This is a genomic window from Streptomyces sp. TN58 (assembly GCF_001941845.1).
GTDB lineage: Bacteria > Actinomycetota > Actinomycetes > Streptomycetales > Streptomycetaceae > Streptomyces.
Map to the genome: position 1 here is coordinate 318,934 of NZ_CP018870.1, position 25,695 is coordinate 344,628.

At 71.7% G+C, this 25,695-nt stretch carries 27 protein-coding genes and 1 pseudogene; 10 read left to right on the forward strand and 18 right to left on the reverse strand.

The features are described 5' to 3' along the window. Window positions 1-89 precede the first annotated feature (89 nt). A complete protein-coding gene (locus tag BSL84_RS01470) occupies window positions 90-902 on the forward strand; it encodes a polysaccharide deacetylase family protein (protein ID WP_075969627.1) in 813 nt (270 codons plus the stop codon). A 22-nt stretch (window positions 903-924) separates the two neighbouring features. On the opposite strand, the gene BSL84_RS01475 is transcribed toward BSL84_RS01470, so the two are convergent. Both BSL84_RS01475 and BSL84_RS01480 read right to left on the reverse strand, forming a co-directional pair. After that, complete coding sequence (locus BSL84_RS01475; RefSeq protein ID WP_045321520.1) at window positions 925-2,448, reverse strand: SpoIIE family protein phosphatase; 1,524 nt, start codon at window positions 2,446-2,448, stop codon at window positions 925-927. A 425-nt stretch (window positions 2,449-2,873) separates the two neighbouring features. Next, the gene (locus tag BSL84_RS01480) at window positions 2,874-4,061 is read right to left on the reverse strand and encodes an FAD-dependent oxidoreductase (RefSeq protein WP_075969628.1); all 1,188 of its coding nucleotides are present in this window, start codon (window positions 4,059-4,061) and stop codon (window positions 2,874-2,876) included. 171 nt (window positions 4,062-4,232) lie between these two features. Here BSL84_RS01480 and BSL84_RS01485 point away from each other — a divergent pair, with 171 nt between their 5' ends. Continuing rightward, window positions 4,233-4,778: a GNAT family N-acetyltransferase gene (locus tag BSL84_RS01485; protein WP_075971928.1), complete on the forward strand. Its 546-nt coding sequence runs from the start codon at window positions 4,233-4,235 to the stop codon at window positions 4,776-4,778. Window positions 4,779-4,853: 75 nt separating this feature from the next. On the opposite strand, the gene BSL84_RS01490 is transcribed toward BSL84_RS01485, so the two are convergent. Beyond that, window positions 4,854-5,393 carry a hypothetical protein gene (locus tag BSL84_RS01490; protein ID WP_234308362.1) on the reverse strand — a complete coding sequence of 180 codons (540 nt, stop codon included), beginning with the start codon at window positions 5,391-5,393 and terminating at the stop codon, window positions 4,854-4,856. A 265-nt stretch (window positions 5,394-5,658) separates the two neighbouring features. Between BSL84_RS01490 and BSL84_RS01495 the strand changes: the two genes are divergently transcribed. Further along, window positions 5,659-7,755: a SpoIIE family protein phosphatase gene (locus tag BSL84_RS01495; protein WP_075969629.1), complete on the forward strand. Its 2,097-nt coding sequence runs from the start codon at window positions 5,659-5,661 to the stop codon at window positions 7,753-7,755. Between the two features lie 75 nt (window positions 7,756-7,830). On the opposite strand, the gene BSL84_RS01500 is transcribed toward BSL84_RS01495, so the two are convergent. The 9 genes from BSL84_RS01500 to BSL84_RS01540 form a co-directional block, all read right to left on the reverse strand. Then, on the reverse strand, window positions 7,831-8,571 hold the full coding sequence (locus BSL84_RS01500; RefSeq protein WP_079273078.1) for a class E sortase: 741 nt from the start codon (window positions 8,569-8,571) through the stop codon (window positions 7,831-7,833). A gap of 139 nt (window positions 8,572-8,710) precedes the next feature. Then, the gene (locus tag BSL84_RS01505) at window positions 8,711-10,390 is read right to left on the reverse strand and encodes an ABC-F family ATP-binding cassette domain-containing protein (RefSeq protein ID WP_075969630.1); all 1,680 of its coding nucleotides are present in this window, start codon (window positions 10,388-10,390) and stop codon (window positions 8,711-8,713) included. A 242-nt stretch (window positions 10,391-10,632) separates the two neighbouring features. Next, complete coding sequence (gene glpK / locus BSL84_RS01510) at window positions 10,633-12,150, reverse strand: glycerol kinase GlpK (protein WP_030028341.1); 1,518 nt, start codon at window positions 12,148-12,150, stop codon at window positions 10,633-10,635. Window positions 12,151-12,304: 154 nt separating this feature from the next. Continuing rightward, window positions 12,305-13,153 carry an MIP/aquaporin family protein gene (locus tag BSL84_RS01515; RefSeq protein WP_030028339.1) on the reverse strand — a complete coding sequence of 283 codons (849 nt, stop codon included), beginning with the start codon at window positions 13,151-13,153 and terminating at the stop codon, window positions 12,305-12,307. 340 nt (window positions 13,154-13,493) lie between these two features. Further along, window positions 13,494-13,703, reverse strand: coding sequence for a DUF6479 family protein (locus BSL84_RS01520; RefSeq protein ID WP_030028338.1), 210 nt, complete (start codon window positions 13,701-13,703; stop codon window positions 13,494-13,496). 49 nt (window positions 13,704-13,752) lie between these two features. Beyond that, window positions 13,753-14,139 carry a DUF3618 domain-containing protein gene (locus tag BSL84_RS01525; protein WP_030028336.1) on the reverse strand — a complete coding sequence of 129 codons (387 nt, stop codon included), beginning with the start codon at window positions 14,137-14,139 and terminating at the stop codon, window positions 13,753-13,755. After that, window positions 14,136-14,549 carry a phage holin family protein gene (locus BSL84_RS01530; protein ID WP_030028334.1) on the reverse strand — a complete coding sequence of 138 codons (414 nt, stop codon included), beginning with the start codon at window positions 14,547-14,549 and terminating at the stop codon, window positions 14,136-14,138. Before BSL84_RS01530 ends, BSL84_RS01525 begins: the two co-directional genes overlap by 4 nt. A 53-nt stretch (window positions 14,550-14,602) precedes the next feature. Next, entirely contained in the window at window positions 14,603-15,739 is a 1,137-nt protein-coding gene (locus BSL84_RS01535; protein WP_045321525.1) for a YihY/virulence factor BrkB family protein, read from the reverse strand. A 102-nt stretch (window positions 15,740-15,841) separates the two neighbouring features. Continuing rightward, entirely contained in the window at window positions 15,842-16,276 is a 435-nt protein-coding gene (locus BSL84_RS01540; RefSeq protein ID WP_030028332.1) for a CBS domain-containing protein, read from the reverse strand. Between the two features lie 160 nt (window positions 16,277-16,436). Between BSL84_RS01540 and BSL84_RS01545 the strand changes: the two genes are divergently transcribed. Then, window positions 16,437-17,690, forward strand: coding sequence for a cytochrome P450 (locus BSL84_RS01545; RefSeq protein WP_075969631.1), 1,254 nt, complete (start codon window positions 16,437-16,439; stop codon window positions 17,688-17,690). 387 nt (window positions 17,691-18,077) lie between these two features. Here the strand turns inward: BSL84_RS01545 and BSL84_RS01550 are convergent, their stop codons facing one another. Together BSL84_RS01550 and BSL84_RS01555 are read right to left on the reverse strand one after the other, a co-directional pair. Continuing rightward, window positions 18,078-18,278 (reverse strand): DUF6381 family protein, encoded by a 201-nt coding sequence (locus tag BSL84_RS01550; RefSeq protein WP_030032662.1) that lies wholly within the window; start codon window positions 18,276-18,278, stop codon window positions 18,078-18,080. A gap of 35 nt (window positions 18,279-18,313) precedes the next feature. Beyond that, window positions 18,314-18,679, reverse strand: a complete 366-nt coding sequence (locus BSL84_RS01555) for a hypothetical protein (RefSeq protein WP_075969632.1) — start codon at window positions 18,677-18,679, stop codon at window positions 18,314-18,316. Between the two features lie 130 nt (window positions 18,680-18,809). On the opposite strand from BSL84_RS01555, the gene ppk2 reads away from it, so the two are divergent. After that, on the forward strand, window positions 18,810-19,778 hold the full coding sequence (gene ppk2 / locus BSL84_RS01560) for a polyphosphate kinase 2 (protein WP_030032660.1): 969 nt from the start codon (window positions 18,810-18,812) through the stop codon (window positions 19,776-19,778). 60 nt (window positions 19,779-19,838) lie between these two features. Here the strand turns inward: ppk2 and BSL84_RS01565 are convergent, their stop codons facing one another. Next, window positions 19,839-20,288: an SRPBCC family protein gene (locus BSL84_RS01565; RefSeq protein WP_030027450.1), complete on the reverse strand. Its 450-nt coding sequence runs from the start codon at window positions 20,286-20,288 to the stop codon at window positions 19,839-19,841. Window positions 20,289-20,606: 318 nt separating this feature from the next. Between BSL84_RS01565 and BSL84_RS01570 the strand changes: the two genes are divergently transcribed. From BSL84_RS01570 to BSL84_RS01585, 4 genes and pseudogenes are all read left to right on the forward strand, one after another. Continuing rightward, the gene (locus BSL84_RS01570) at window positions 20,607-21,005 is read left to right on the forward strand and encodes a hypothetical protein (protein WP_075969633.1); all 399 of its coding nucleotides are present in this window, start codon (window positions 20,607-20,609) and stop codon (window positions 21,003-21,005) included. Between the two features lie 91 nt (window positions 21,006-21,096). Then, complete coding sequence (locus BSL84_RS01575; RefSeq protein ID WP_030027453.1) at window positions 21,097-21,300, forward strand: hypothetical protein; 204 nt, start codon at window positions 21,097-21,099, stop codon at window positions 21,298-21,300. Between the two features lie 280 nt (window positions 21,301-21,580). Beyond that, entirely contained in the window at window positions 21,581-22,144 is a 564-nt protein-coding gene (locus tag BSL84_RS01580; protein ID WP_030027454.1) for a ribosome-inactivating family protein, read from the forward strand. Window positions 22,145-22,490: 346 nt separating this feature from the next. After that, window positions 22,491-22,703 (forward strand): annotated as a pseudogene (locus tag BSL84_RS01585) (transposase family protein); the annotation flags it as partial. A gap of 88 nt (window positions 22,704-22,791) precedes the next feature. Here the strand turns inward: BSL84_RS01585 and BSL84_RS01590 are convergent. From BSL84_RS01590 to BSL84_RS01600, 3 genes are all read right to left on the reverse strand, one after another. Then, entirely contained in the window at window positions 22,792-23,646 is an 855-nt protein-coding gene (locus BSL84_RS01590) for a hypothetical protein (protein WP_030027457.1), read from the reverse strand. A gap of 100 nt (window positions 23,647-23,746) precedes the next feature. Further along, complete coding sequence (locus BSL84_RS01595; protein ID WP_079273079.1) at window positions 23,747-24,604, reverse strand: tetratricopeptide repeat protein; 858 nt, start codon at window positions 24,602-24,604, stop codon at window positions 23,747-23,749. 54 nt (window positions 24,605-24,658) lie between these two features. Next, a complete protein-coding gene (locus BSL84_RS01600; protein WP_159393498.1) occupies window positions 24,659-25,249 on the reverse strand; it encodes a hypothetical protein in 591 nt (196 codons plus the stop codon). 248 nt (window positions 25,250-25,497) lie between these two features. Here BSL84_RS01600 and BSL84_RS01605 point away from each other — a divergent pair, with 248 nt between their 5' ends. Continuing rightward, window positions 25,498-25,689 carry a hypothetical protein gene (locus BSL84_RS01605; protein WP_030027460.1) on the forward strand — a complete coding sequence of 64 codons (192 nt, stop codon included), beginning with the start codon at window positions 25,498-25,500 and terminating at the stop codon, window positions 25,687-25,689. The last annotated feature ends 6 nt before the right edge of the window (window positions 25,690-25,695 follow it).

A 25,695-nucleotide genomic window follows, 5' to 3' on the forward strand; every position in this document is an offset into this window, starting at 1 on the left:
GTTCGACCGAGGGGACATCCCGGGCATATGGCCTAGCCTGGACCGGCAACGCGAGACCGGGGGGCCGAGCGCAAAGGAAGAGCGCCTGCATGGGCATCACCAGCATCTCCGTCCGCCGCGGGCGGCGTGCGGGATCCGCCGCCACGGCGGCCGTCCTCGGCATACTGGCCGTATCCGTCACCCCTGCCCTCGCCGCCACGGACGGCTCCGCGGACAAGCCCGCGGGCGAGAAGCCCTCCGATTCCGCCGCACCGGCCGGCAGCCCCGCGGCCGCCCGGAGCGCCTCGGGAATCCCGCTGGGGATCTCCCGCCTGGCGCAGGGCACCGGGCGGGACGTCGCGATCACCATCGACGACGGCCCGGACCCCCGCTGGACGCCCCAGGTCCTCCAGGTGCTGCGGAAGAACCACGTCAAGGCCACCTTCTGCATGATCGGGACCAAGGCGCAGAAGTATCCGGAGCTCGTGCGCGAGGTCGCCGCCGACGGTCACCGCCTGTGCAACCACTCCGTGGACCACGACGTGACCATGGACCACAAGCCCGTCGCCTTCCAGAAGCAGCAGATCCTCCAGGGCAAGGCCATGATCGAGAAGGCCGCGCCCGGAGTGCCGGTCGGCTACTACCGCGCACCGGGCGGTGCCTTCACCCCCGACAGCCGGGCGATAGCCGCGGGGAGCGGGATGCGGCCGCTGGGCTGGAGCGTGGACCCCAAGGACTGGAGCCGTCCGGGGCTGCCGGCGATCATCTCCGCCGTCGAGGAGAAGCTTCCGCAGCGGCCGACCGTTCTCTTCCACGACGGGGGCGGCGACCGCAGCGAGACCGTCGCGGCCCTGAAGGAGTACCTGCCCTGGCTGACCTCGCAGGGCTACCGCTTCACCTTCCCCGCGCGCACGACCCCGTAGCCCCGGCCGCGGTCGGCGGCGGTCAGGCGGGCGGGCCGGGGGCACGGCCCGGGGCCGGGGCGGGTGTGGCCCGGGCGATCAGGAGGGCTACGTCGTCGTGGACTCCCGGGTGGCGCATGGTGTCCAGCAGCAGGTCGCAGGTCTCGTCCAAGGGCCGGCCCGGGTCGTCGAGGGCGTCGAGGAGGACCTCCAGGCGCTCGTCGATCGGATCGTCGCGGGTCTCGACCAGGCCGTCGGTGTAGAGGACGAGCTGGTCTCCCGCCTCGACGGGGATGCTGATGGTGTGGAACGCGACGCCGACGCCGCCGAGGGGGGCACCGGTGGGCAGGTCGAGGAGTTCGCGGGTGCCGTCACGGCGTAGGAGGACGGGCGGGAGGTGGCCGGCGAGGGAGATGTGCCACCGCGCGGCGCGCGGGTCGTAGACGGCGTAGACGCAGGTCGCGATGGTGTCGAGGCCTTCGGTGACGTGGTCGAGGTGGTGCAGGACCTGTGCGGGGTCGAGGTCGAGGTCGGCCAGGGTCCGGGTGGCGGTGCGCAGTTGGCCCATGCTGGCGGCGGCGGCGACTCCGCTGCCCATGACGTCGCCGACGACGAGGGCGGTCTTGTCGCCGCTCAGGGGGATCACGTCGAACCAGTCGCCGCCGATCTCCATGGTGGCCTGGGCGGGCCGGTAGCGGGTGGCGACCTCAAGGCCCGGCCGGCGCGGCGGCGTGTGCGGAAGCAGGCTGCGCTGGAGGGTGAGGGCGGTGTGGCGTTGCTCTTCGACCGCCCGGTGCCGCTCGGTGACGTCGACGCTGGCGGTGGCCACACCCAGCACGGTCCCGTTGGGGGCTTCGAGCCGGTAGAACGAGATCGACCAGGCGTGGTCGTGGTCCGGGTCGGCCGGGGTACGGCCGACGGTGTACTGGTCCACGATGGGCACTCCGGTCGCGAGCACCTCACGCATCGCGGCCTCGAAGGACGGGTCCACCGCGGGCAGCACCTCGTGGACGTGCCGGCCGATGTGGTCGGCGGCGGGTACGCCGTTGAGGCGTTCCTCCGCCGGGTTGACCGAGACGTAGCGCAGGTCGGTGTCGAGCACGCCGATGCCGACCGGTGACTGGGCCACGAGCCGGGCGGACAGGGCCAGGTCCCGTTCCACCTGCCGTACCGTCGCCTGGTCCGCGGCGAGGCCCAGGGCGTAGTACTCCTGTTGGGAGTCCAGCAGCCGCATGTTGCGGAACTCGACCATGCGGGTGCTGCCGTCCTTGTGCCGGACGGGGAAGACGCCGACCCAGCTGACGCCCGCTTCCATGACCTCGGCGAACATCTCCAGTACGACCGGCAGGTGCTCCTCGTGCAGCAGCAGGCGGCCCGCGTACTCCCCCAGGGCCTCCTCGGCGGTGTAACCGAACAGTTCCTCTGCCTGCGGGCTCCACAGGTCGATCCGGCCGTCGGCGTCGAGGAGGATGGCGGCCACGCGCAGCACGTCGAGCAGGCCGCCCGGGCCGGACGCGGCGGGCTGCGGCACTTCCCGATCGCCGTGCGAGGGCTCGATCGCTCCCATCTCCGGGCTCTCCTTCCGGCCGCCGCAGGCTGCGGCCCAACCTCCCAGCCATCTCATCGTCCCCCTCCGGGGGACGCGCGTGCACGCCACGCGCCGGGGGGCCGCGCTCACCACTACGGCGCACTCGATTCGCACGCACGAGCGAACATGCGGCGTTCCGGCTGTGCCCTTACGGCTGGGGGTGTCGTCAAAGTCCCGTCTGGGCGGCGGGGCCCGCCCCCCCGCCCTCACGGGCGGCCGACGCCACTTTGACGACGCCTCCTGGGGTCTGTATCGAGTTGCCCCGTGGAGCAAGGAGCGGCGTTCGGTGTGTGCCCTCGGCGTGCGGGACGAATGTCCTCGTAGCGGAGCTACCAGGACATTCGGCTCGTGCGCCGAGGGTGCGTGCCGGGCGTCGCGACGCCGCGGGGCAACTCGACACAGACCTAGGGCAGGCGGAAGCCGTCGAAGAGGTCGTCCATGCCGCGCAGGGCCAGACGCGTCGGGGTGGCGCGCACCGCGAGGTCGCGGGCAGCCACCGCGAAGGGGTTGCGGAGGGCTCCCAGGCGGCCCACGCGGCGGGCACGCCGGCGGACGGTGTCGGTGCGGTCGCGGCGGGCCGCGGTGTACGCGGCGAGTGCGGCGGTGACGGCTGCGCCGCCGTCGGCGGTGTCTCCGGCGGGGAGGAGGTGTGCCAGGACCACCGCGTCCTCGATGGCCTGGCAGCCGCCCTGGCCGAGGTTGGGAGCCATGGCGTGGGCGGCGTCGCCGATCCAGGCGATCCGGCCGTGGTGGAGACGGGGAAGCGGGGCGGCCAGGTCGTAGAGGTCGTTCTGGAAGACGTCCGCGGGGTCGAAGCGCTCGACGCGGTCCAGCAGGGCCGGAATCGGATCGTGCCACGAGCCGAAGCGGTGGCGCAGTTCTGCGCGGGGGTCGGCGGAGCGGGTGCCGGCCGGGGCGAGTGCGGTGGCGTAGAGGTAGAACCGGCCGTCGGCGAGCGGTGTCACGCCGAAGCGTTCGCCTCGCCCCCATGTTTCGCTCATCGACGGTATTCGCAGGTCCGGGGCGTCGACGAGGGTTCGCCAGGCCGTTTCGCCGATGTAGTGCAGGCCGGGGTGTGCGGGGAAGTGGGCTCGGCGCAGGGGGCTGTGGATCCCGTCGGCGGCGACGACCAGGTCGGCGGGCAGGTCCGGTCCTTCGGCGGTACGGACGGTGGGACGGCCCGCGGCGTCGTCCACGCCGGTGACGGTGGCGCCGTAGCGGAGGGCTTCCGGCGGCAGGGCGGCCGCCAGGGCCGCGGTGAAGGCCGGGCGCGGCACGGCGATCGGGGGCATGCCGTAGCGGGCCGCCATGTACGAGGTCTCGGCGCGGGTCAGCCAGCGGCCGTCGGAGCGGCGTACGCCCATGGTGTGCGGCACGGCGCTGCCGGCGGCCCGGGCCGCGTCGGCGCCGATGGCGTCGAGCGCGCGCAGGGCGTTGGGGGCGAGGCCGATCCCGGCGCCGGTGGTGGGCGGTTCGGGGGCGCGCTCGCAGACGGTGACGCGCCAGCCGCGGCGGTGCAGTGCGAGGGCGGCGGTGAGGCCGCCGATTCCGGCTCCGGCCACCACCGCGTGCAGGCTCCGCGTGTTCTGCATGGGCCCCTTCTCCGTCGCGCCCGTCCGGTGGTGCACCGGCGTTCCCGCGCGTCATCGAGCGGGCACCGCCAACTTACCCGGAGCCGCCGACACTTCGCGGACGGCTGTGGGCACACGGCGCTGCACGGGCGCGGCCGTCTCCTGTCGGTGCCGGCTGCCATGCTCCCCCTCATGACGGATGAGAGCGTGCTCCGAGTCGCCCAGATCACCGATGTCCAGGAGGTCGATCCGGCACTGCGGCAACGGCTGATCGACTGCTGGATCGAGGTCACCAACTCGGGTGGCGCCGCGGGGTTTCCGTTCCCGCCGGTCGGCCGAGGCCAGGTGGCACCCGTCGCGGACGAAGTCCTGCGCCGTCTGCACCCGCGGCGGAGCCGGCTCGTCACCGCCGGGTTCCACGGCGAGCTCGCCGGCTGGGTCCTCCTCCGGCGGGATCCCGATCGGCTCGTCGGGCACTGGGGCAGCGTCCACCACCTCCAGACCCGGCCCGGGTTCCGTCGCCGCGGAGTCGCGTCCGCCCTGATGCGGGAGTTGCCGAGGATCGCCCGCGACGAACTGGGGCTCGAACAGCTCCACCTCGCGGCACGGGGAGGAGAGGGCCTGGAGGACTTCTACTCCGGACTCGGCTGGCGTGAGGTCGGCCGCTGGCCCGGATCGCTGCGCCTCGCCGCCGACGACACCCGGGACGAGGTCCTGATGCTCCTCGACGCCCTCTGACCCGGCCCGGCCGCCTCCCGGTGCGGAACCGGGAGGCAGCCGGGTGCGGGCCGGCGTACAGCGAAACGCCGTGGATCAGCGGAACAGCATGGACGCGTCCCCGGCCGGGGTGGTCACGGAGCCCGGGCACAGGAAGCTGCCCGATGCCTTGGTGGCGGTGAAGGCCCGGTTGACGTACTTGCGGCTCGTACCGTCGCGGTCCCACACGATGTTCGCGGCCTTGTAGCGGCAGGAGATGAAGCTCTGCCGGCCGGTGATGTCGATCAGATCGGTCCGGGCCGTGCCGGCCGCGTCGTCGAACGTGAAGGCGGGGTTGTTGTTGAGGGTGGCGGCGATGCCCCCGCCGCAGGCGAGATTGCCTCCGGGCGTGTTGATCGTCGTGCGGTCGACGGTGAGGGCGTTCGGGGCGGCGGCGCTGGTGCTCCCGTTCGTCCAGCTGCAGCTGTTGCCGGCGACCGCCATCACGCCGTCGACCTTCTGGTCGTCAGCCGAGGACGCGGGGCCCTGCGCGAGGGCCGTGCCGGTGCCGGCCATGCCCGCGGCGACGACGAGTGTCGCGATGGCGGCGGCGCGTGCGAGTCGTGTGGTGCGGGAGATGGGCGTGGTGTGCCTCATGGGTCGCTCCTCCATGCCACGTGCTGGTGGGGGTGGGCGAGGCGCTGGGCCTCTCAGGGGGTGCGGAGTGCGTGCCGGGAGCGTCCCACAGCCACCCTGAAGTGTCAGGAGCCTGTCAGGTGCATGGCAATAATTGGCTGGAATTACCGGTCGGTACGCCATGCGCCCCCGGGGTCCGCCACCGGCCGGGCACGGGATCGCCGTGAGGTCCGCCTCACGGATGCCGGGCACAATGAGGAAAGACCTCGACGAAGGGGGACCTCTGATGCCATCGGACCGGCCCGGGGGTGCGGACGCCGACGCCCCCGGTCCCATCCGGTCCGAGCCGGGCTCCCTGCTGGAACACGTCTCCGTGGCCGTGTTCGGCCTGGACGGCGGGGGACGGGTCCGCTACTGGGGCCCGGGCGCACGCCATCTGTTCGGCCACGCGCCCGAGGAGATCCTGTCCCGGCCGGCTTCGGCCCTCTTCCCCGAACCCGCCCCGGGAGCCCCCGGCGGGGCCTCCCAGCTGGTGGAACGCGCTCTGAGCCTGGGCTACTGGCGGGTGAGGATGCCCGCCCGGCACCGCACAGCCGGGGTCTTCGACTGCGGGTTCCGGGTGTTCCCCGTGACCGGGACGACAGGCGACTCCGTCATCATGGGGCTGGCCAGCCGGGGCGACGAGCTCGACCGGGTCAAGACGAACCTCGTCTTCCTCGACGCGCTCTTCGAGACCTGTCCGATCGGCCTCGTCATGCTCGACGAGGACCTGCGCTACGTCCACCTCAACCAGGTGCTGGCCGACATGGACGGACTCCCCGTGCGGGAGCACCTGGGGCGGCGCATGACCGACATCATGATCACGTCGGACGGGGGCGAGTACGAGCGCATGCTCCGGGCCGTGGCCGAGAAGGGACGCCCCCTCGTCGGCGCGCTCGTGGGACTGCGCACCCCGGGCCGCCCCGACAGCCACCAGGTCCGCTCCGTGAGCTTCTTCCCGCTGAGCGGCGCCGGGGACACCCGGCCCGGGGTCGGCGGCCTGCTCGTCGACGTGACCGACCGCGAGCAGGCCCTCCTCGAAGCGACGGCCGCCAGGCAGCGGCTGGACCTCCTGGACCGTGCGTCGGCCCAGGTCGGCACGACCCTGGAGCTGGAGGTCACCGCCCGCGAGCTGGTCGACGCCGTCATGCCCGACTTCTGCGAAGGCGCCGTCGTCGAGATGATCGAGTGGATGTACGAGGATTCGCGGTACGACCCCGCGCTGCCGCTGACCACCCGGCGGATCGCCACCGGCACCGTCCTGCCGCCGCCCGCGCCCGAGCTGGTCGGCGGCCTGGAGCGGGTCACGTACCCGCCCGGCTCCGGCATCCACCAGATGCTGGGCACCGGCCGCCCGCTCCACGTCGTCGTCGACGAGGAGTTCGCCGCACGCACCGCCGCCCATCACGACCGTGCCCGGCTGCTGCTCGACAGCGGTCTGTCCACCATCGTCATCGCCCCCCTCATCGCGCGGGGCACGGTGCTGGGCATCGCGATGTTCGGCCGGTCCGCCGCCCGTACGCCCTTCACCGACCAGGACGTCACCCTCGCCGGCGAGCTGGCCTCCCGCGCCGCGCTGTGTCTGGACAACGCGCGCCTGTACGGGCGGGTCCAGGACATCGCCCTCACCCTCCAGCGCGCCCTCCTGCCCAGCGCCGTGGCGTCGGGCGCCCATGTGGGCGTCGCCCACCGCTACCTCCCGGGCAGCCGGATCACCGAGGTCGGAGGGGACTGGTACGACGTGATCAACCTGCCCGGCGACCGGGTCGCCCTGGTCGTCGGCGACGTGATGGGGCACGGCGTACCGGCCGCCGCGTCGATGGGCCGCCTGCGCATCACGGCCAAGGCCCTGGCCGCCCACACCCGCACCCCCGAAGCGCTGCTCACGGAACTCGACGCCTGCGCCCAGGAGGCCGGCATCCAGCTCGCCACCTGCCTCTACCTCGTCTACGACCCGCACACCGGCCGCGCCCGCATCGCCAACGCCGGCCACCCGCCGCCCCTGGTGCGCCTGCCGGACGGCACGGTCGAGACCGTCGGCGAGGGACTGGGCGTCCCGCTCGGGGTGGGCGGAGTCCCCTTCCGGTCGTCCGAGGTCGGCCTGCCCGAGGGCGCGGTGCTCGCGCTCTACACCGACGGCCTCATCGAGGCGCGCGGCCAGGACATCGGAGCCGGCCTGGACGCGCTGCGGGACCAGCTCCGTACGGTGACGGGTCCGCTGGAGGAGGCCGCGGACCGGATCATCTCCGAGCTGCTGCCCGACGAGGCCACCGACGACACGGTCCTCGTCCTGGCCCGCATCCGCCGCGCCGCCGCGGCCCCGACCGAGGAGCACGACGCGTAAGGCCGTCCGCGGGTGGGATCCGCACCCCGCGGGGCGTCGCCGGATGCGCCGCCCGTGGCCGGACGAGGCCCCCGGTCAGAGAGTCCTGGTGTCGCGAAGGACGCCGATCTTGTCGATGCGGTGCTCGGGATTGCCCTGGGCATCGCTCCAGAAGTTGCCCTCGGCGTGATCCTCCGGGGTGGCGCAGGTCGAGATCGTGATCATCGCTCGGGTGGGGGTCTCGCCGGGCGAGCCGGGGACGGCCGCGCGCTGTTCCTCCAGTGAGCGCGCCGAGCGGAAGGAGGTCTTGCGGGTCGCGACGATCTCGTAGGTGTACTCCACCCCGCCCGCAACCACCCGGACCGTGTCGCCCGTCTCGACGGCGGGCAGGTTCCGCAGCGGCCCGCCGGCCGACAGGCGGTGTGCGGTGACCAGGAAGTTCCCCACCTGGCCGGGGCCGACGCCGCCCCGCTGCCCGTAGGGGCTGGCCGCGAGCCCGCGGTCCTGGATGCGGGTGCCGGGCACGTCGTCGGTGGTTCCCTCGTAGGGGATCACGCGCAGCCCGGATATGCCCGCCGAGGGTATGGACAGCGTCGACTCCTGGGTGCGGACGTCGACGGCGACGGACGCGGGGGTCGTGGCGGGTACGGCGGTGGCGGCAGGCGCGGCGCTGGTGGCGGACACGGTGGCGGGCGCGGTCGCCGGGGCTGCCGCCGTCGGCTGCCGCGGCGGGGCCGAGGGGCCGGCGGCGGCCGAGGGGCCGCAGGCCGCCAGCAGGGCGGTCACGGCGCCGGCCAGCACGACGGGGACGGCTCGGGAGGGGAACGGCAGGGACATGGGCGCATCCGTGGGGGTCGGTCGCCCGGGTCGAGCGGCAGGTGGGTGACCCGGTTGACGGCCAGGGTGACATACGGAGCAAGAAGTCCATAAGGTTCCGGGCCTGTGAGCTCCCTCCCCCGGCCCGGAGCGGGAAAGGTCAGGACCGGCGCCCGGCACGCAGTTCCAGGCGCTCCCCCGGGAACCGGTGGCGGAAGCCTCGGTCGTGCGAGACCGCGACCACGGCCCCCGGGTACGCGGCGAGAGCCGCCTCCAGGTCTTCGACCAGGTCGAGGGCGATGTGGTTGGTCGGCTCGTCCAGGACGAGGAGGTCCGCCGGCCGGGTCGCCAGGCGCGCGATCTGCAACCTCCGCTGCTGCCCCGCGGACAGCGCCGCGACCGGGACCTCCAGGTCCTCCTCGCGGAACAGGCCCAGCGCCAGCAGCCGGTCCGCGTACTCCTCCGGAGGGCCGGGCCGACCCGCCGCGAAGGCGTCCAGCAGCGGGAGCCGGGTCGAGCGGGCGGGCAGCTCCTGGGCGAGGTATCCGATCCGGGCAGGCCGGCGCACAGACCCCGCGTCGGGCTCCAGGTCCCCCGCCAGCACACGCAGCAAGGTGCTCTTGCCGGCCCCGTTCTCGCCGGTGACCAGCAGCCTGTCCCCCGGCCCGAGGGTGAGCAGGCCGTCCAGGCGCAGCCTCCGCCCGACCACCACACCGTCGAGCTCGGCGAGCGGACCGCCTGCCTGCGGACCGCCTGCCTGCGGACCGCCGGCGGGCTGCCCACCGTCCGCCGCCGTCGGCAATGCCGCCGCGAAGCTCAGGGGTTCCGGCGGCGCCGCCACCGGGTTGCGCCGCAGGTCGGCCAGCCGCTCCCGGACGGCTCGCACCCGGCCGCCGAGCTTGGCCTCGTGCGACCGGCGGTGTTTGCCGAAGCCCTGCCGCGGGTCCTTGCCGGTGGCGGCGAGGCGCTTCGCGGCGGCCGCGAGCAGTTCCTCGGTGCCGGCGACCTCGGCCAGCCAGTCGGCGTACTCCTGCCGAGCGCGACGCCGGGCGGCCTCCTTCGCGGCGCGGTAGCCGGCCCAGCCGTCGCCGTACCGGTGCACGGTGCGCGCGCCGCGGTCGACTTCGAGGATGGTGGTGGCGATCCGCTCCAGGAAGCCGCGGTCGTGCGTGACGGCGACGACGGTGCCGCGGTGCGTGCGCAGCTGCTCTTCGAGCCAGTGCACGGCCGACGCGTCGAGGTGGTTGGTCGGCTCGTCGAGGAGCAGCAGCTCAGGGGCTGCGGCCAGCACGCAGGCGAGCGCGAGCCGCGACTGCTCACCGCCGGAGAGCGAGCCGAGCGGCCGGTCCCGGTCGATTCCGGCGAGGCCGAGGCCGTACAGGGCGGCGTCGACGCGGGCGTTCGCCTCGTAGCCGCCGCGTTCCTCGTACGCGGTCAGCAGCTCGCCGTAGGCGTCGAGTTCGGCGCGGGACGCGCAGGCCAGGCCCTGCTCGGCGGTGCGCAGCCGGCGCTCCATGTCCCGCAGGTCCGCGAGGGCCAGGTCGACGGCGTCCTGCACGGTGTCGTCCGGGTCGAGATCGAGGGTCTGGGCGAGATGGCCGGTGCCGCCGGGGAAGCTGACGGTGATCTCCCCGCTGTCGGGCGGCTCGACCGAGGCGAGGAGGCGCAGCAGGGTGGACTTGCCGGAGCCGTTCTCCCCGATGACGGCGGCCTTCTCGCCGGGGCGGACGGTGAAGGAGGTCTGGTCGAGGAGGGTGCGGGTGCCGTAGGACTTGGTGACGTCCCTGACCGACAGCTGCGCCACGGCAGCGGGCAGGGTGGTGTGGGCGCGTTCGCGCATGGGGCTTCCCCTGATGACGAGAAGGGTCTACGGGTGGCGGAGGGCGGCGGTGGCCGCCGTGCCGGGATCAGGGGAAGCGGTGGAAGTCCATGCACCGACCATAGCAAGACGATGCGTCTCGTCTCGATGTGTTTACTGCGCCGCTCCGGCACGCCGGCGCCGCACCCCGGGAAGCGAGCGGGGGCGCGGCGCGGGACGACGGAGTCAGGAAACGGGGACGGGGGTGGGCACGAGGGGGCGGGCTATTCGACCTTGGCCCAGTCGAGCGTGCGCTGCACCGCCCGCTTCCAGCCCTCGTACCCTTCGGCGCGCCGCTCCTCGGACCACTGGGGGTCCCAGCGCTTGGACTCCTGCCAGTGCGTGCGCAGTTCGTCCGTGTCCCGCCAGAAGCCGGTGGCGAGGCCGGCCGCGTAGGCGGCGCCGAGCGCAGTGGTCTCGGCGACGACCGGACGGCTGACCGGTACGCCCAGGATGTCGGACTGGGTCTGCATGCACAGGTCGTTGGCGGTGACGCCGCCGTCGACCTTGAGCACGTCGAGGTGTACGCCGGAGTCCTGCTCCATGGCTTCGACGACGTCGCGGCTCTGGTAGCAGATGGCCTCCAGTGTGGCCCGCGCCAGGTGGCCGTTGTCGTGGTAGCGGGCGAGGCCCACGATCGCGCCGCGGGCGTCGGAGCGCCAGTAGGGGGCGAACAGGCCGGAGAAGGCGGGCACGAAGTAGATGCCTCCGCTGTCCTCGACCGTCCGGGCCAGGCGTTCGCTCTCGCCGGCGTCGCTGATGATCTTCAGCTGGTCGCGCAGCCACTGCACGGCGGAGCCGGTGACCGCGATGGACCCTTCGAGGGCGTAGATCGCGGGGCTGTCGCCGAACTGGTACGCCACGGTGGTCAGCAGGCCGTGCTGCGAGCGGACCAGCTCCGTCCCGGTGTTGAGGACCAGGAAGTTGCCCGTGCCGTAGGTGTTCTTCGCCTCGCCGGGCGCGAAGCAGACCTGGCCGACGGTGGCCGCCTGCTGGTCGCCGAGGACGCCGGTGATGGGAATGGCCTCCCGCAACGGCCGGGAGGTGCGCGTGCGTCCGTACGCCTCCGGGTGGGAGGACGGGTTGATGGTCGGCAGCATGGACCGGGGGATGTTGAAGAATCCGAGGAGTTCGTCGTCCCAGTCGAGGGTTTCCAGGTCCATGAGCATGGTGCGGCTGGCGTTGGTCACGTCGGTGGCGTGGACGCCTCCGTCGGGGCCTCCGGTGAGGTTCCACAGTACCCAGCAGTCGGTGTTGCCGAAGAGGGCGTGCCCCTGCTCGGCCGCCTCCCGCACCCCGTCGACGTTCTCCAGGATCCACTGGATCTTGCCGCCGGAGAAGTAGGTGGCCGGGGGCAGGCCCGCCTTGCGGCGGATGACGTCACCCTGGCCGCCGCGCTCCAGGGCCGCGGCGATGGAGTCGGTACGGGTGTCCTGCCAGACGATCGCGTTGTAGTACGGGCGCCCGGTGCGGGGGTCCCAGACGACGGTCGTCTCGCGCTGGTTGGTGATGCCGACGGCCGCCAGGTCGGAGGCGTCGAGGTTGCCGTGCCGGAGGGCGTTCTGGATCACCGAGTTGGTGCGTTCCCAAATCTCCACCGGGTCGTGTTCGACCCATCCCGAGCGCGGGAGGATCTGGGAGTGCTCCAGCTGGTGCCTGGCCACCTCGTTGCCGGCATGGTCGAAGATCATGAAACGGGTGCTCGTGGTCCCCTGGTCCACTGCGCCGACGAAGTCAGGCATGGGTGCCGCCTTCTCTTGAGGATGCGGTGTGTGCGGGCCGAGGCCCCGGCAGGGCCGCGGAGCCGATACGGAGCCCCGGTCCCGGGACCGGGCCCGATCCCGGGACGGCGGCCGGGACGGACGGCCGGCTTCGGCGCGTCCGTCCCGGATGCGGTCAGCCCTCTTCGGGTGCGGGTACCCGTCCGGGGGGCTCCGGTTCGGCGGTCGGCAGGAACCGGCCGACGAGGAACTTGTAGGCGGCGCCTCCGAGGACGCCACCGATCAGGGGGCCGACGATCGGGACCCAGAAGTAGAGGTTCCCGTACTGATCTCGCCATGCCCCTCCGTATCCGGTGAGGAAGCTGGCCAGGCGGGGGCCGAGGTCACGGGCCGGGTTGATCGCGTAACCGGCGTTGGTTCCCCATGCCATGCCGATCGCGACGACGATCAGGCCGACGATGAACGGGGCGAGGTTGGCGCCGGGGGGCGTGCTCAGCAGGTCCGTGACGGCGAAGATCAGGAACAGCAGGAGGGCGGTGCCGATGATCTGGTCGCGCAGTGCGCCCCACTCGGTCACCGGCAGGTTCGTGTTCCCGTTGGCGGGGAGGGTGGAGAAGACGCCCTGGGTCTTGATGGTGTGACCGGGGTCGGCCTTGGCCAACGCCTCGGTGTAGTTCCAACGGACAAGCAGGGCGGCCACGAAGGCCCCGGCCAGCTGGGCGATGGCGTAGGGGATCACGTTCTTCCAGGGAAAGCCCTTGAAGGCGGCCAGTGCGACGGTCACCGCGGGATTGAGGTGAGCACCGCTCAGCCTCGCCGCGACGTACACGCCCAGGGTCACGCCGAGACCCCAGGCCCAGGCGATGCTGTCGTGGTTGCCGAGTCCGCCCGCGGGGTCCGTGAGGGCTCCGCCGGCGACCACCTGGGCCACCACACCACAACCGAAGAGGATAAGGATCATGGTGCCGGCGAATTCGGCGAAGAGTTCGCCGACCAGACCCGATCTATGGAGGCGCTCCGTCATGGGTGCCCTTTTCCGCCGGGCCGATGGCCGGCTTCGACTGCCCCGAGTCCTCTGTGTCCGACCGCGATGCGGACCGACCGCCGCGTGCGTGAGGCCGAGCCGGCCTTACGCGGCGCCCATGCCCGTGCGCGGGTACACCTATGTTGCTCTCGCCTCCGCTTCCGCGCTCCTCGACGGGAGCCGAACGGGGCATGACAGGGCCCGGCCGGGGTGACTACAGGCGCCGGCCGGGCCCTGCGTGCGCGGGATCCGAGGATTCCGGTTCCACGGTCGCACAAGCGGCTACTTTCCGCATCATTTCGATCACCGAGGGCGACGTCCCGGTCGGCCGACCAACCCCCTAAGGGCTGTCCTCCGGCGTCTGCCAGGAGTCCTCGCGGCCGCGTGCCACGGGGTTCTGGTCGGCCGGTCCGGCCGGGGCCCGGCGACGTGCGGCGCGTCTGCTGCCGTACCAGAAGGCGGCGATCAGGAGGACGGCCACCGCCACCCCGGCGAGAATGAGGAACAGGGCTCCTTGGCCCTCGGCCGCAAGCGTCTCGGTAGCAATCATGGCCCGCGCCTACCCGGTATCGCCGGGATTACGAGTTCGCGGGGGTCTTTCACCGGCATGCGCGGCTGCGCCAGACGAGCAGCACGACCAGCAGGGCCGCGCCGGCCATCAGCAGCGGCTTGGGGTTGGCGCGTGCCGTCGACGCGACGCGGCCCGCCGCGTCCAGGACCGGGTCGGGCGTCGCGTCGTGCACCCGCTGGGCCGTGTGCGCGGCCTTGTCGTGGATCCGGTCGGCGACCTGCGCGGTCTTCTCCTTGGCCTGCGCCTTGACGTCGGCCTTGCCCGCCAGCGCCTCGATGGTCTGCCCGAGTTCGTCACGCGTGCGTTCCACCTGTTCGCGCAGCTCGTCGGGGGTGGGCGTGCCGCTGTCGGTGCCCGCGTCGTCGGGTGTGCGGGGTGCGTCGGGGGTGCCCGGGGTGCCGGGTGCGTCGGTCATCGGTGCGCCTTCTCCCTCATCTCGGCCAGGTCGGCCTTCACGTTGTCGATCGTCTGCGCGGGCATCGGAGAGCCGGCCTCGTCCACCTGCTTCTTCCCCGCCATGGCCATCACCGCGGCGACGAGCGCCAGCACCGCCGTGATGATCAGGGCCGACGCCCACAGGGGCAGTACCAGTGCCAGAGCCGCGATACAGGTCGCCGTCAGCGCCTGAGCCGCCAGGAACCCCAGCACGCCCGCCGCGCCGAAGAGGCCGCCGCCCTTGCCGAAGCGTTTCCCCTTCTGCGTCATCTCGGCCCGCGCCAGCCGCATCTCCTCGCGGACCAGCTCCGAGATCTGCCGGGAAGCCCGCGAAACGAGGACACTCACGGATTCGTCGGCGATGCGGGTCTGCCGTTCTATCGTGCTCATACGAAGACCTCCCCTTCGCATTGCATGCGTCGCTGTCTCTGCGCGCCTACCCGCTATGCGGGCGGGCACCCGTTTCCCCGATCGGATCCGCCGTTCATGCGACGCCGGTCCTCGGCATTCCACGCACGGGTGTCGCGGGGCCGGACGTAGGGCTCCTCACCGTGGGGCAGCCCTCCTGCGGTGGCCCGCTGGCGGGCCAGTTCCGCGTCGAATTCCAGTCCGAGGAGGATGGCGAGGTTGGTGATCCACAGCCAGATCAGGAAGACGACGACACCCGCGACCGTTCCGTACGTCTTGTTGTAGGAGCCGAAGTTCGCGACGTAGAACGCGAAGCCGGCCGAGGCCGCCATCCAGATCAGCAGGGCCAGGAAGCTGCCCGGCGTCACCCATTTGAACCCGCGGCCCTTCGCGTTCGGCGCCGCCCAGTACAGCAGCGCGATCATGATCGTGACGAGAAGCACCAAGGCCGGCCATTTCGCGATCGACCACACGGTGAGGCCGATGTCGCCGACCCCGAGGGCGTCGCCCGCCTGCCGGGCGATGCGACCGGTGAAGACGACGATCAGCGCGCCGGCGCAGGCGAGGACCATCAACGTGACGGTGAGCGCCATGCGCAGCGGCAGCACCTTCCACACGGGGCGTCCCTCGGGCACGTCGTAGACGGCGTTCGCGGACCGGATGAACGCGGCCACGTAGCCGGAGGCGGACCACAGCGCCACGACGAGGCCGACGACGGCCATCAGCGAGCCGATGCCGCTGTGCCCCTGCAACTGCTCGACCGCGTTCGTGATCACCTCCCGGGCCGAACCGGGGGCCAGCTGCTGCAGGTTGTCCATCACCCGGTCGGCCGTCGACTCGCCGGCCACGCCGAGCAGCGAGACGAGGACCAGGAGGGCGGGGAAGATCGCCAGCACTCCGTAGTAGGTGAGTGCGGCGGCCCGGTCGGCCAGCTCGTCGTTGCCGAATTCCCTGGCCGTGCCGCGGAACACCGCTTTCCAGGAGCGTGCGGGCAGGTCGGTGGGTTGGTCGGGGGCGCGTTCCTCGACCAGTGTGCCCGGGCCGGGCTCCCGCTCGGTGTCCGCGCTTTCACGGTCCTGCAGGTGCTCAGGGCGTTCGGGTTCGCGTTCGCGCTCAGGCCGGTGTTCGGGCTCGCGGTCGCTGTTGTGGTCCTGCTTCGGTGGAGTTCTCATACCGTGCGGCTGTCCAGCGCCGCGCCGGTCATGTCGGTCCGGCCCGGGCGAATACCGGGTCGGCTCCGAGGGCCGGGCAGTCCGGCGAACGCCCGGGCCCGGTCACCGTCCGCGCGTCTGCTTCTCGGCCGCTGCCGCGATGGAGGCGAGCGGCGAGCCCGGGTCCCGTTCGACCTCCAGGTCGCCCAGGGTGACGATGCCGACGAGCTCGCCGCTCCCGTTCCGTACCGGAAGGCGCCGCAGCGCGTGTCGGCGCATGAGGTCCACGGCCTCGTCGACGTGGTCGTCCGGCCCGATCGTGAGCGGTTCGGTGCTGCACACCGCATCCACGGTCGTCTCGGCCGGGTCGCGGTCCTCCGCGAGGGCACGGACGACGAGGTCCCGGTCGGTGAGGATGCCGCACAGCCGGCCCTCCTCGACGACCAGTACGTCTCCGATGCCGGCGTCCCGCATCACCCGCGCCGCTTCCGCCAGTGAGGTCGTGCGCTCCACGGTCACCGGATTGCGCGTCATCACCTCGTGCACTCGTCGGGTCATCGGTCCTCCCGATGGTCGAAGCGGCCATGCCGCACGGCGCGTGCCGCGCTGCTTCCACCCCTCCTACGGCGAGGTAGGCCCCACGGGGTTCCATCCAGTATCCGGGTGAAAGGGACCGGGCGCCTTGTGTGCGGCCAGCAGCGCCGGGTAGCCGAGTGCCATGCCGACACTCAAAAATCCTCCGTCCGTATGGACCGACGGCACTCTGTCGCTGCTGACACAGGGCTACGCCTGGCTTCCCGACCGCATGCGCGCTTCCGCGGACGGCACGGTCCGCACCCGTCTCTTCGGCCGCCGGACGGTTGCACTGCGCGGCCCGGAGGCCGTCGTCTTCTTCTACGACGAGCAGCACGTGCGGCGGCGTGCCGCGCTCCCGGATCCGGTGCTCGACACCCTGTTCGGGCAGGGCGCCGTCCACACCCTCGACGGGGCGGCCCACCGCGCCCGCAAGTCGATGTTCATGTCGCTGCTGACGGACGGGAAGGGCGTCCAGGCGTTGCGGGAACACCTACTCCTGCGCTGGCGGGAGGCCGTCGGCCGGTGGCGTGGCGTGCCGCCGGAAGAGCCGGTGGTCCTCTTCGACGAGACGGCCAGGGTCCTCGCCCTCGCGGTCTGCGACTGGACCGGCGTACCCGTCACCGGGGAGGGCGGCGCGCGACTGGCACGGGACTGCGTGGCGATGGTCGACGGGTTCGCGACCGCCGGGCCGCGGCACCTGCGCGCCCGCCATGCCCGCAAACGGCAGGAGGAGGAGCTGGGAGAGCTGATCGTGCGGGTGCGGGAGCAGCGGGAGACAGCTCCCGACGGCAGCGCACTCGACGTGGTCGCGCGGCACCGCGATGCCGACGGCGCCGTACTGGATGCGCACACGGCGGCCGTGGAGCTGCTGAACATCATCCGGCCGACGGTCGCGATCGCGTGGTTCGCCACCTTCGCCGCACACGCCCTGCACCGGTGGCCCGAGCACCGCGGCCCGCTCCGCGGCGACGTGTCAGGGCGCCTCGCCGCCGACTTCGCCCACGAGGTCCGCCGCTTCTACCCGTTCGCGCCGTTCGTCGGCGGACTGGCCGCCCGTGATCTGCAGTGGCGGGGGGAGACCGTTCCGGCGGGCACGATGCTCCTGTTGGACCTGTACGGGCAGAACCACGACCCGCAGCTGTGGGCCCACCCGTACCGGTTCGATCCGCACCGGTACGGAAGCGGGGAGAGCCTGCGCCATCTGGTCCCCCAGGGCGGGGGTGAAGCGGCGGAGGGCCATCGGTGTCCGGGCGAGGACATCACCGTCACGCTGCTGGCGGCACTCGTCACGGAGCTGGCCGGGCTCGACGTGAACGTTCCCGATCAGGACCTGGCCATTCCGCTGTCCCGGATGCCCACGCTCCCCCGCAGCGGCTTCCGCTTCCGCCTCGCGTAGTCGCACCGGGGCTCGGAGGCGTGGCGGTGCCGCGGTGGGACGTAAGGGCCCCGACCGGCCGGGGGGGAGGGCCGATCGGGGCGGCCCCAGCCGGCCAGGGGGGGAGAGGCGGGCCGGGGCGTCGGTGGGCGGGGGCGGGAAGGGCGGCCGCCTCGCGGCGGAGGGCCCAGTACCGGATCGGGCCGGGGACATCAGCCCTCCCGCACCCCACACGATGATGAACGCTCAACGATCTGGTGTTGTTCCCGAAGGTCCTGAAGATCCTGAACCTCCCGAAGCTGTCGAAGATCCCGAAGATCCCGAAGGTCCCGGTGGCGTCGGCAGGTGCCGTTCTGGTGGGCGCCGCGACCGGCAGCCGCTCCCCTCCGGGCCCCGAGTCGGGCCCGCCTACATGGGATCCATCGTGGCGCTTTCCGGCCCGCCCAGCTCCTGGCACCTCGCCCGCAGCCGCACGGCCTTCTCCATCAGCTGCTCCCGCTCCGCGCGGTCGTCGGCCCGCTGGGCTTTCAGCTCCAGCTCCTCGGCCTGCTGACGCAGCTTCCCCACCTCACGCGCCTGTTCGTCCGAGTCCGTCCTGTCACCGCTCACGTTCAGTCCTCCTCCGGCCCGCGTGGTGAGTTCCGTCAGCTCTTCGGGTCCACCCCGGTGTAGGCGGAGGCGTCCTTGCCCCCGCTGGGGCGCTTCGAGCGTCCGCGGGTTCCCATGTCGTGGTGGCCTTCCTGGCCCTTCTTCGCGATGTCCTCACCGCGGCGTGAGTCCGACTCGACCGTCGTCCCCTCGTCCTCTTTCGCCGCCTTTTGCCCGCCGCCGTGCCTGCCACCCGTGGCGGACGCGTCGGACTTCCTCGGCTTGTCGAACGAGCGCCGGGCGCTGGGGTTGTCCTGCGTGTGCGTGGAGTCGACGTCCGGGGACCAGCCGTGCTGCTCGGTTCCCTCGTGCCGGCCCGGTCCCTCTCCGTGGGGGGCGTGCGACTTCGGGCTGCTGGACATGGCGCTTCCTCCTGCCTTGCGATCTGCCGTGCTCCCCCTGAGATGCCTCTGCCCCGCGTTGGCCGGGTCAACCGCCGACGCCGGACACGCGGGCCGCGATACGTGGGTGTAATCCGGGTAGACACGTGGCGTGAGTGATCAGAACCCCCACCCGCAGGCGTCCGACGACCTGCTCTCCGGCCTGAGCGTGGACGACCGCCGGCCTGAACAGCCCGTCCTTCTGGACGCCTCCGGGGAGCCCATCCGTACGTGGCAGGAAAACTATCCGTACGACCGCAAGGTCAGACGCCAGGAGTACGAGCGCGCGAAACGGATCCTGCAGATCGAACTCCTGAAGCTCCAGCGCTGGGTCCGCGAGACCGGCGCCCGGCTGGTGGTGATCTGCGAGGGCAGGGACGCGGCCGGCAAGGGCGGGACGATCCAGCGGTTCACCGAGCGGTTGAACCCCCGCGGGGCACGCATCGTCGCGCTCGGTAAGCCGACCGAGCGGGAGGCGGGGCAGTGGTACTTCCAGCGGTACGTCGACCACCTCCCGGCCGCCGGCGAGATCGTCTTCTTCGACCGCTCCTGGTACAACCGCGCCGGCGTCGAGAAGGTCATGGGCTTCTGTACGGAGGACCAGTACGAGTTGTTCCTGCGGCAGTGCCCGGCCTTCGAGGCCATGCTCGTCGAGGACGGGGTACTGCTGGTCAAGTTCTGGTTCTCGGTCTCCCGCGCCGAGCAGCGCACCCGCTTCGCGATCCGGCAGGTCGATCCCGTGCGGCAGTGGAAGCTGTCGCCCACGGACCTGGCCTCCCTGGATCTGTGGGACGCCTACACCACGGCCAAGGTCGCGATGTTCCGCGCCACCGACACCCCGCACGCGCCCTGGACGGTCGTCAAGAGCAACGACAAGCGGCGCGGCCGGCTGGAGGCCATGCGCAGCCTGCTGTGGCGCATCGACTACGACCGCAAGGACGAGAAGGCGGTGGGCCGCCCCGACAGCCTCATCGTCGGCGCGGCCGACACGCTCCTGGAGTCCGGTGAGGAACCCACCGACCTCTCCCCCACCCCTCTGGCCGGTCCGCCTCTCGGCCCGGGCCTGCACCCCAACCCGTGAATCCCGAGGCTGAGCGGAAGGCCGGGCACGCCGGTGGCTCCGGCGTGCCCTAGGGGGGTGTCAGACCTGACCGCGCCAGGCGCCGGAGGCGGAGCCGCGGTCCTCGATGAAGTGCTTGAAGCGCTTCAGGTCGCCCTTGACCTGCCGGTCGACGAAGCCGAGCTTGTCCCCGATGTTCTCCGCCATGCCCTCCGGGTCGAAGTCCATCATCAGCGTGACCTGCGTATGGGACGGGTCGATGGGCTCGAAGGTCACAAGGCCCGACTGCTCGGTGTCACCGCCGACGGTGACCCACGCGACCTTGGTGTCGGGGATCTGCTCGGTGATCTCCGCGTCGAACTCCCGCTCCACGCCCGCGACCTTCGTCACCCAGTGCGTGAGGGTGTCGGTGCGCTGCTCGATGTGCTGGACGCCGTCCATGAACTGCGGGAAGGACTCGAACTGCGTCCACTGGTCGTATGCGGTGCGGATCGGGACGTTGACCTCGATGGATTCCTTGACCTGCGACATTCTCGACCTCCTGATGGTGTTTCACGGCAGGGAACTCCTTCCATCGGTGCCCTGCCAGGCCGCGCCTGCCCCATCCGGCGAACGGCACACACCGAACGAGCTGTCCTACTGGGCCACACGGCCCGAGGCCAGTCGGTCGCCGGCCACGCCGGGGCGCCGTGTGACATGTCTGCGCCCCTCCCGGACTGCGCACCGGGCGGGTGCGATTGCGCGCGGCTCACGACGGGGACTTCCCGGACCGGGGGCCCGGCGTCGGCGTTCACCACCGGCCGGGGTAGCTTGAACATGTTCAGGGAGTCGGATCCTGGGAGAGACGCCATGGGGGCCACCGCGCGCGAACGTGTCCACCCGTGGCAGTTCGGTCTGGCCACGTGCGCCGCGGTCCTGCCGCTGCCGCCGGTCGTCGCCTCCGGCGGAAGCCCCTTCGCGGTCCCCCTCGTGGTCGCGACCACCGCGGTTCTCGCCGTACCCCTGGCCCTCCACGCCCGGCCGGCCGCCTTCGAGCGGGCCGCCGGGACCCTCGCGGCGGCGTTGGTGCCGTGGTCGCTGATCGGGTCCTGGGTGGGCATGTTCGTCTTCTTCCCGTCCGCCCCTCTTCTTCTCCTCGCGGCCTTCGCCGACCCGCGGCGGCGCCCGAGGACCGCCAGGTGCCTGGCAGCGGCGGGCCTCCTGCTGACAGCGGCGATATCGCTGTCCTGGTGGAACCGCAAGTACTGAACACGCCATCCGGTTCGGCGCCCATGGCCCTTGCCTCCCACCGGACAGGGCCGCCAGAATCAACACACTTGTTGATCTTGCCACGGGGGGCGTGAACGACTTGATGGTCTTCTATGCATGTCTGGGACTGCCCGTCGCCGCGCTGGTCGCGTTCCTGCTCTGGAGCGACAGGGCGACGCGAACGAAGAACCTGGACGGTCTGCAGGTCGAGGAGCGGGCCCGCCAGGAGGCCCGCTTCGACAAGCTGTCCCCCGGACGCCGGTTCTACGGAAGCCAGAGCAAGTCCCGCCGCTGAGGGGCTACTTCACGGGAGGGCGAAATGCCCGTAGTAAGGGTTCCGGGACCAGGCTGATTTCTTAGCATCAGAGGTCAACAATTCTCCCGGCCGCCACTCGGGCGACTACAAAGGACCCATCGAACCGGACCCGGCACCGGCGGGGTGATGAACCCGCAGGCAGTCGGAATGATGGCGAAGGTGGTGGTATGCATGCGCGAGCGCAGCACGATCGAAGCGATTGCGGTCAGATTACTCACTGATAGCCCGAGTCCGGGACCTCTCCCCTGAGGGGCCGGCCATGCTGATGCCGATTCTGTTCTCCCCGGCACAAGCCTCGGCCGACGAGTACCGGTCCCTGACTTCGACCATTCGGGCGAAGGCGCAAGATGCGCAGGGATTCTTCGGAGGAGAGGGGCGCAGGGAGGGCGAGATGCCCCATCTTCCCCTCCACCTTCAACTGCGCGGGCTGGTCATAGAGCTCTTCATCGAACTCCGCCCGCGCAATACGAGCCTCCGCATCTCGGGATTCCGGAAACTCTTCGAGAACGGCCAGGCGCCGCCTGAGGCGTCCGTCCATCACGTACGGGACTCCACCGCGCCACAGGAACTGCCCCGGACGGAAACCCTGCCGTTCGGCGGGAGCCGTGCAGACCTGGAGACGGCCGCCGCCGTCCGGCGGGCCGGAATCCTGATCGGGCGCCGGCCCCTGAGCCTCGCGGTGATCCGGCTGCACCAGAACTGCGATCCGCGGAGCACCGCCTACGGGATGCTCGTGCTCTCGGAAATGCTCTGCGAGGCCGCTCGATACCCCGCCTTGGCCGATGCGATGTCACGCCTCTGGGTCACCGGAGGACGACTGTAGTCCGCAAGCCGGCCTTGTTCCCCCACACACCCACCGACCGGAGGCGTTGGGGCGCCGACGGAGAAAGGATGCCGCTGCTCGGCAGGCCGGGGCGAAGACCACCGCCCCGGCTCTGTCCGCCCCGGCTTTCGCCGATCCGAACCGGAGTACCGGCCGGTCTTCCCTGAAACCCGTCACGGAGCCCTTTCCATCCTCACGCTGAGGCGTGGTCAAGGGAGAGGACAGCCTGGACGATCGCGGTGAGGCGGTTGGTGACAGCGTGCTGAAGCCCCTGGTAGATGGGTTTCGACCAAGAGAACCGTCTCCACCAGAGGCTTCGCATGCTTGTCTGCCCGTCGGGTGTCGACAGCTCGCAGCCGGATTCGGCATCGGAACCACGACCGCCGACCGGTACGTCACCGAAGCCGTCGACCTCTTGGCCGGCCGTGCTCCCACCCTGGCCGATGCCGTGCGGACGGCGTCGTCGAAAGCGTTCGTGATCCTGGACGGCGCGCTCCTGCCGACCGACCGCATCCCAGCGGACCGGCCCTTCTACTCCGGGAAACACAAGACGCACGGGCCCTTTCCACCGGTCAGAAGGCCGTCCGCACTCGTCCCGGCTGTCCTCGCCCTGCGTCTGACCAGCTCAGAGCGATGATGGAAAAGGCTCAGGGCGACGGCACGGTGTGGTCCGCTGCATGCTGGTCGCCGTGGCCCGAGGGGGAGGGTTCGGGCACCACTACGACCTCCGCGGCATCCACGTCCACGACCAGGTTCGCCGGCTTTGTCAGGTCGAGACCGGACAGGTGCTTCTTCAGCCTTCTGGCCATGGGGAGGTAGGTCGCGAGAGTGAGCCCTCCGGAAACGACAGCCCCGACGACCGGGATGGCCTTCGAGACGGTCTTCGCGAAAGTCTGCTTCGTCATCTGCACACCGAGGTAGCCCGCGACCTTCTTGACCACGGGGTAGATGACGCCCTGAGTGAGTGCCTTCTGTGGCAGCTTCTTCGCGACCTGCTTCGACATCATCCCGGCGACCTTGCCCACGGCGGCGTTCGCCGATTGCGTACCGAACATCACGCCGATGAAGAGAGTGAGCACTCCCTTGGTCGCGTCGTCCAGGTCGTCGTTGTCGTCGGACAACAGGTCCGGCCAGCTGTAGAGGTAGGCGAGCTTCTGCGAGATGCGCAGCATGTGGCCGAAGTACTGGACCACGTCGGCGGGCACGGTGGCGGGAAGGAGCAGCAAGCCGGGTATTCCGGCAGCCGCGGAGAGTGCACTGGCCTTGGCCGCTTCGTAGTTGATGGAGTCGTTGGCTGCCTTGTCCAGTACATCGGCAGGGATGCCCGCCTCCGCGGGGGTGCCTTCGACTGCTCGACGGATGTCTTCTTCGGAGCAGTGACGGCCCAGTGCCTGCCGGAGATATGCCTCCCTGTCGATACGCACGCCCGGAAGGTTCGCTGCGCGCACCAGCGCTGCGGAGAAACGCAGTTCCGGATTCTCGATCCCTTTGCTTGTGCCCATGGCAGGAACCTACAGCAGCCGGTGAAGGCGCCGAGGCCTTTCCAAACACCTTGTCGTGTGCGGCGGTTGTGTCCCGCTCGCGGGTGCTCTGCGCGTGCGCTCAGGGCGGGGTGATGCGGGCGAGCAGCGTGCGGAGCTCGGCGGCGCGCGGGTGCGTCGGGTGGAGATACCGCTCGCAGGCGGCCAGTGCCCGGCCGGCTTCCGCCCGGGCCTCGTCGCCACGTCCGAGGGCGTGCAGGGCGGTGGCTCTGCGGAGCTCCAGGTGCCCGGCCGCGTACGGGGGCGGCTCGGGGAGGGCCTGTGTCTCCCGCGACTCCGCCAGCGCCTCCTCGTGGCGTCCGAGCCCTGACAGGCTGCGGACCAGCAGGGCTCGGAGTGAGAGGGCGAACCCCTGCCCCTCGGCGCGTGGCAGGCCGGCGCGGGCGATCGTCTCCGCCTCCTCGTAACGGTCCTGATCGCACAGGGCGTGCCCGAGGCAGATCAGCGCGGAGAGTTCGAGCGGCTGGTCCTCGGCGGGGTGCGCCCGCCGTGCAATCGCTCGTAGGACGTCCCGGGCCTCCGCCTCCGCTTCGGCGGGCCGCTCGTCGTCGATCAGCACCCACGCGCGGCTCACACGGGCCGGCAGCAGCAGGACGTGGTGGAAGTCGTACGTCCGCTCGGCCTCGGCGATGACCGCCTCGAACTCCGCTTGCGCGGAGGGCATGTGCCGCCCATGGGCACGCGCCGCGACGGCGGCTGCATAGGCGGCGTACCAGACGGTGCCGGGCCGGCGGTCCCGGCCCCTGCGGCTCCGCCGGGCCGTGACGAGGGCACGTGCCCGTGTCTCGGCGTCCTCGAAGCGGCCCTCGTCCATCAGCGCGTAGGTCTTGAGCAGAGCGGCGCGGTGCCAGGGGGCGGGAGCCCCGCCCGCCCATGCCAGCAAGGAGGCGGCGCTGCCCTTAAGGCTGAGGTGCTTCATGGCAGTTGAGGGTACGTGGCCGCCGATCAAGCCCGATGCGCGGGCCGACGTACGCTATCGCTTCGCCCGGTCCACGATCTGCTGTCGTGTCGCGCGGTCACCGACGATGATCCGCAGGGTCGCCGGAGCGGTCCGGGTGACGGTGATATGGCCTCGGATGTGTTCGGGGGCTCCCGTTTCATCGGCGACGTACTCGACCACCATGGCGCCCTTGCTGCACGACACAGAGGCCCACGTCTTCGGAGCGCCGCCGCCCGAGGCACTGTTGTAGGGGCCTACGGGGTACATGTCGCCGCCCTCGCCCTCGGCAGGCCAGGACGACACCAGATGGAGCCGGCCGCCCCCCGGAGGGGCCGCCGGATCGTCCTTCGGAGCGGTCGGAGCGGCGATGAATCCGCAGGAGCCGGCCGTCACGTAGGCGGTGAGGCGGCTTCGTCCGTACTGCAGCTCGGACAGCACCTTGACGGGGCCCGCCGCCTCCGCCGTCGGATCCCCGGCCGCGGGCAATCCTTCCAGTTCCGTCAACGGGGTGCCGTGGTTGCCCTGCCCGGACGCCTCACCGTCCGACGGACCGGAACCATCACACCCCGCGACCAACAGGGCCAGGGCGACCCCCATGGCCGGCGCCCGCCTCATTCGAGCCATGCGGCTTCACCCGTCCTCTCCATGCAGCGCGAGACCGGCCGGGGCGCCACGATGGCCCGCGTGGACGAGCGTACCCGCGCCCTCTCCGGCCGCCCTCGAACTGCGTGCCGTCGCACCGGGCATGCCCACCGGGACGTGCGGGCGCGGGGGTCGTGTCGCCGGCGTTCCGTTGCACCGCGGGGGCTGGGGTACGTGGGCCGGGGCCGGGGCTCGGGGTGTGACGGCGCCTACCGGGGTAGACGCCCGGCATGAAACAGACCGAGCAGTGGAAACCAGGGGAAATCGTTCCACAGAGCGGCATCTACGCCTGCGACTGCGGCAAGGAGCACGTCTGGAGCAAGAGCACCGACGTCCGCGGGCACCGGTTCCCGCCGCTGCCCTACGACTGTTCCGGCCAGGCGTGGACCCTGCGTACGCAGGCCCACCCCGACGAGGAGTAGGTCGTG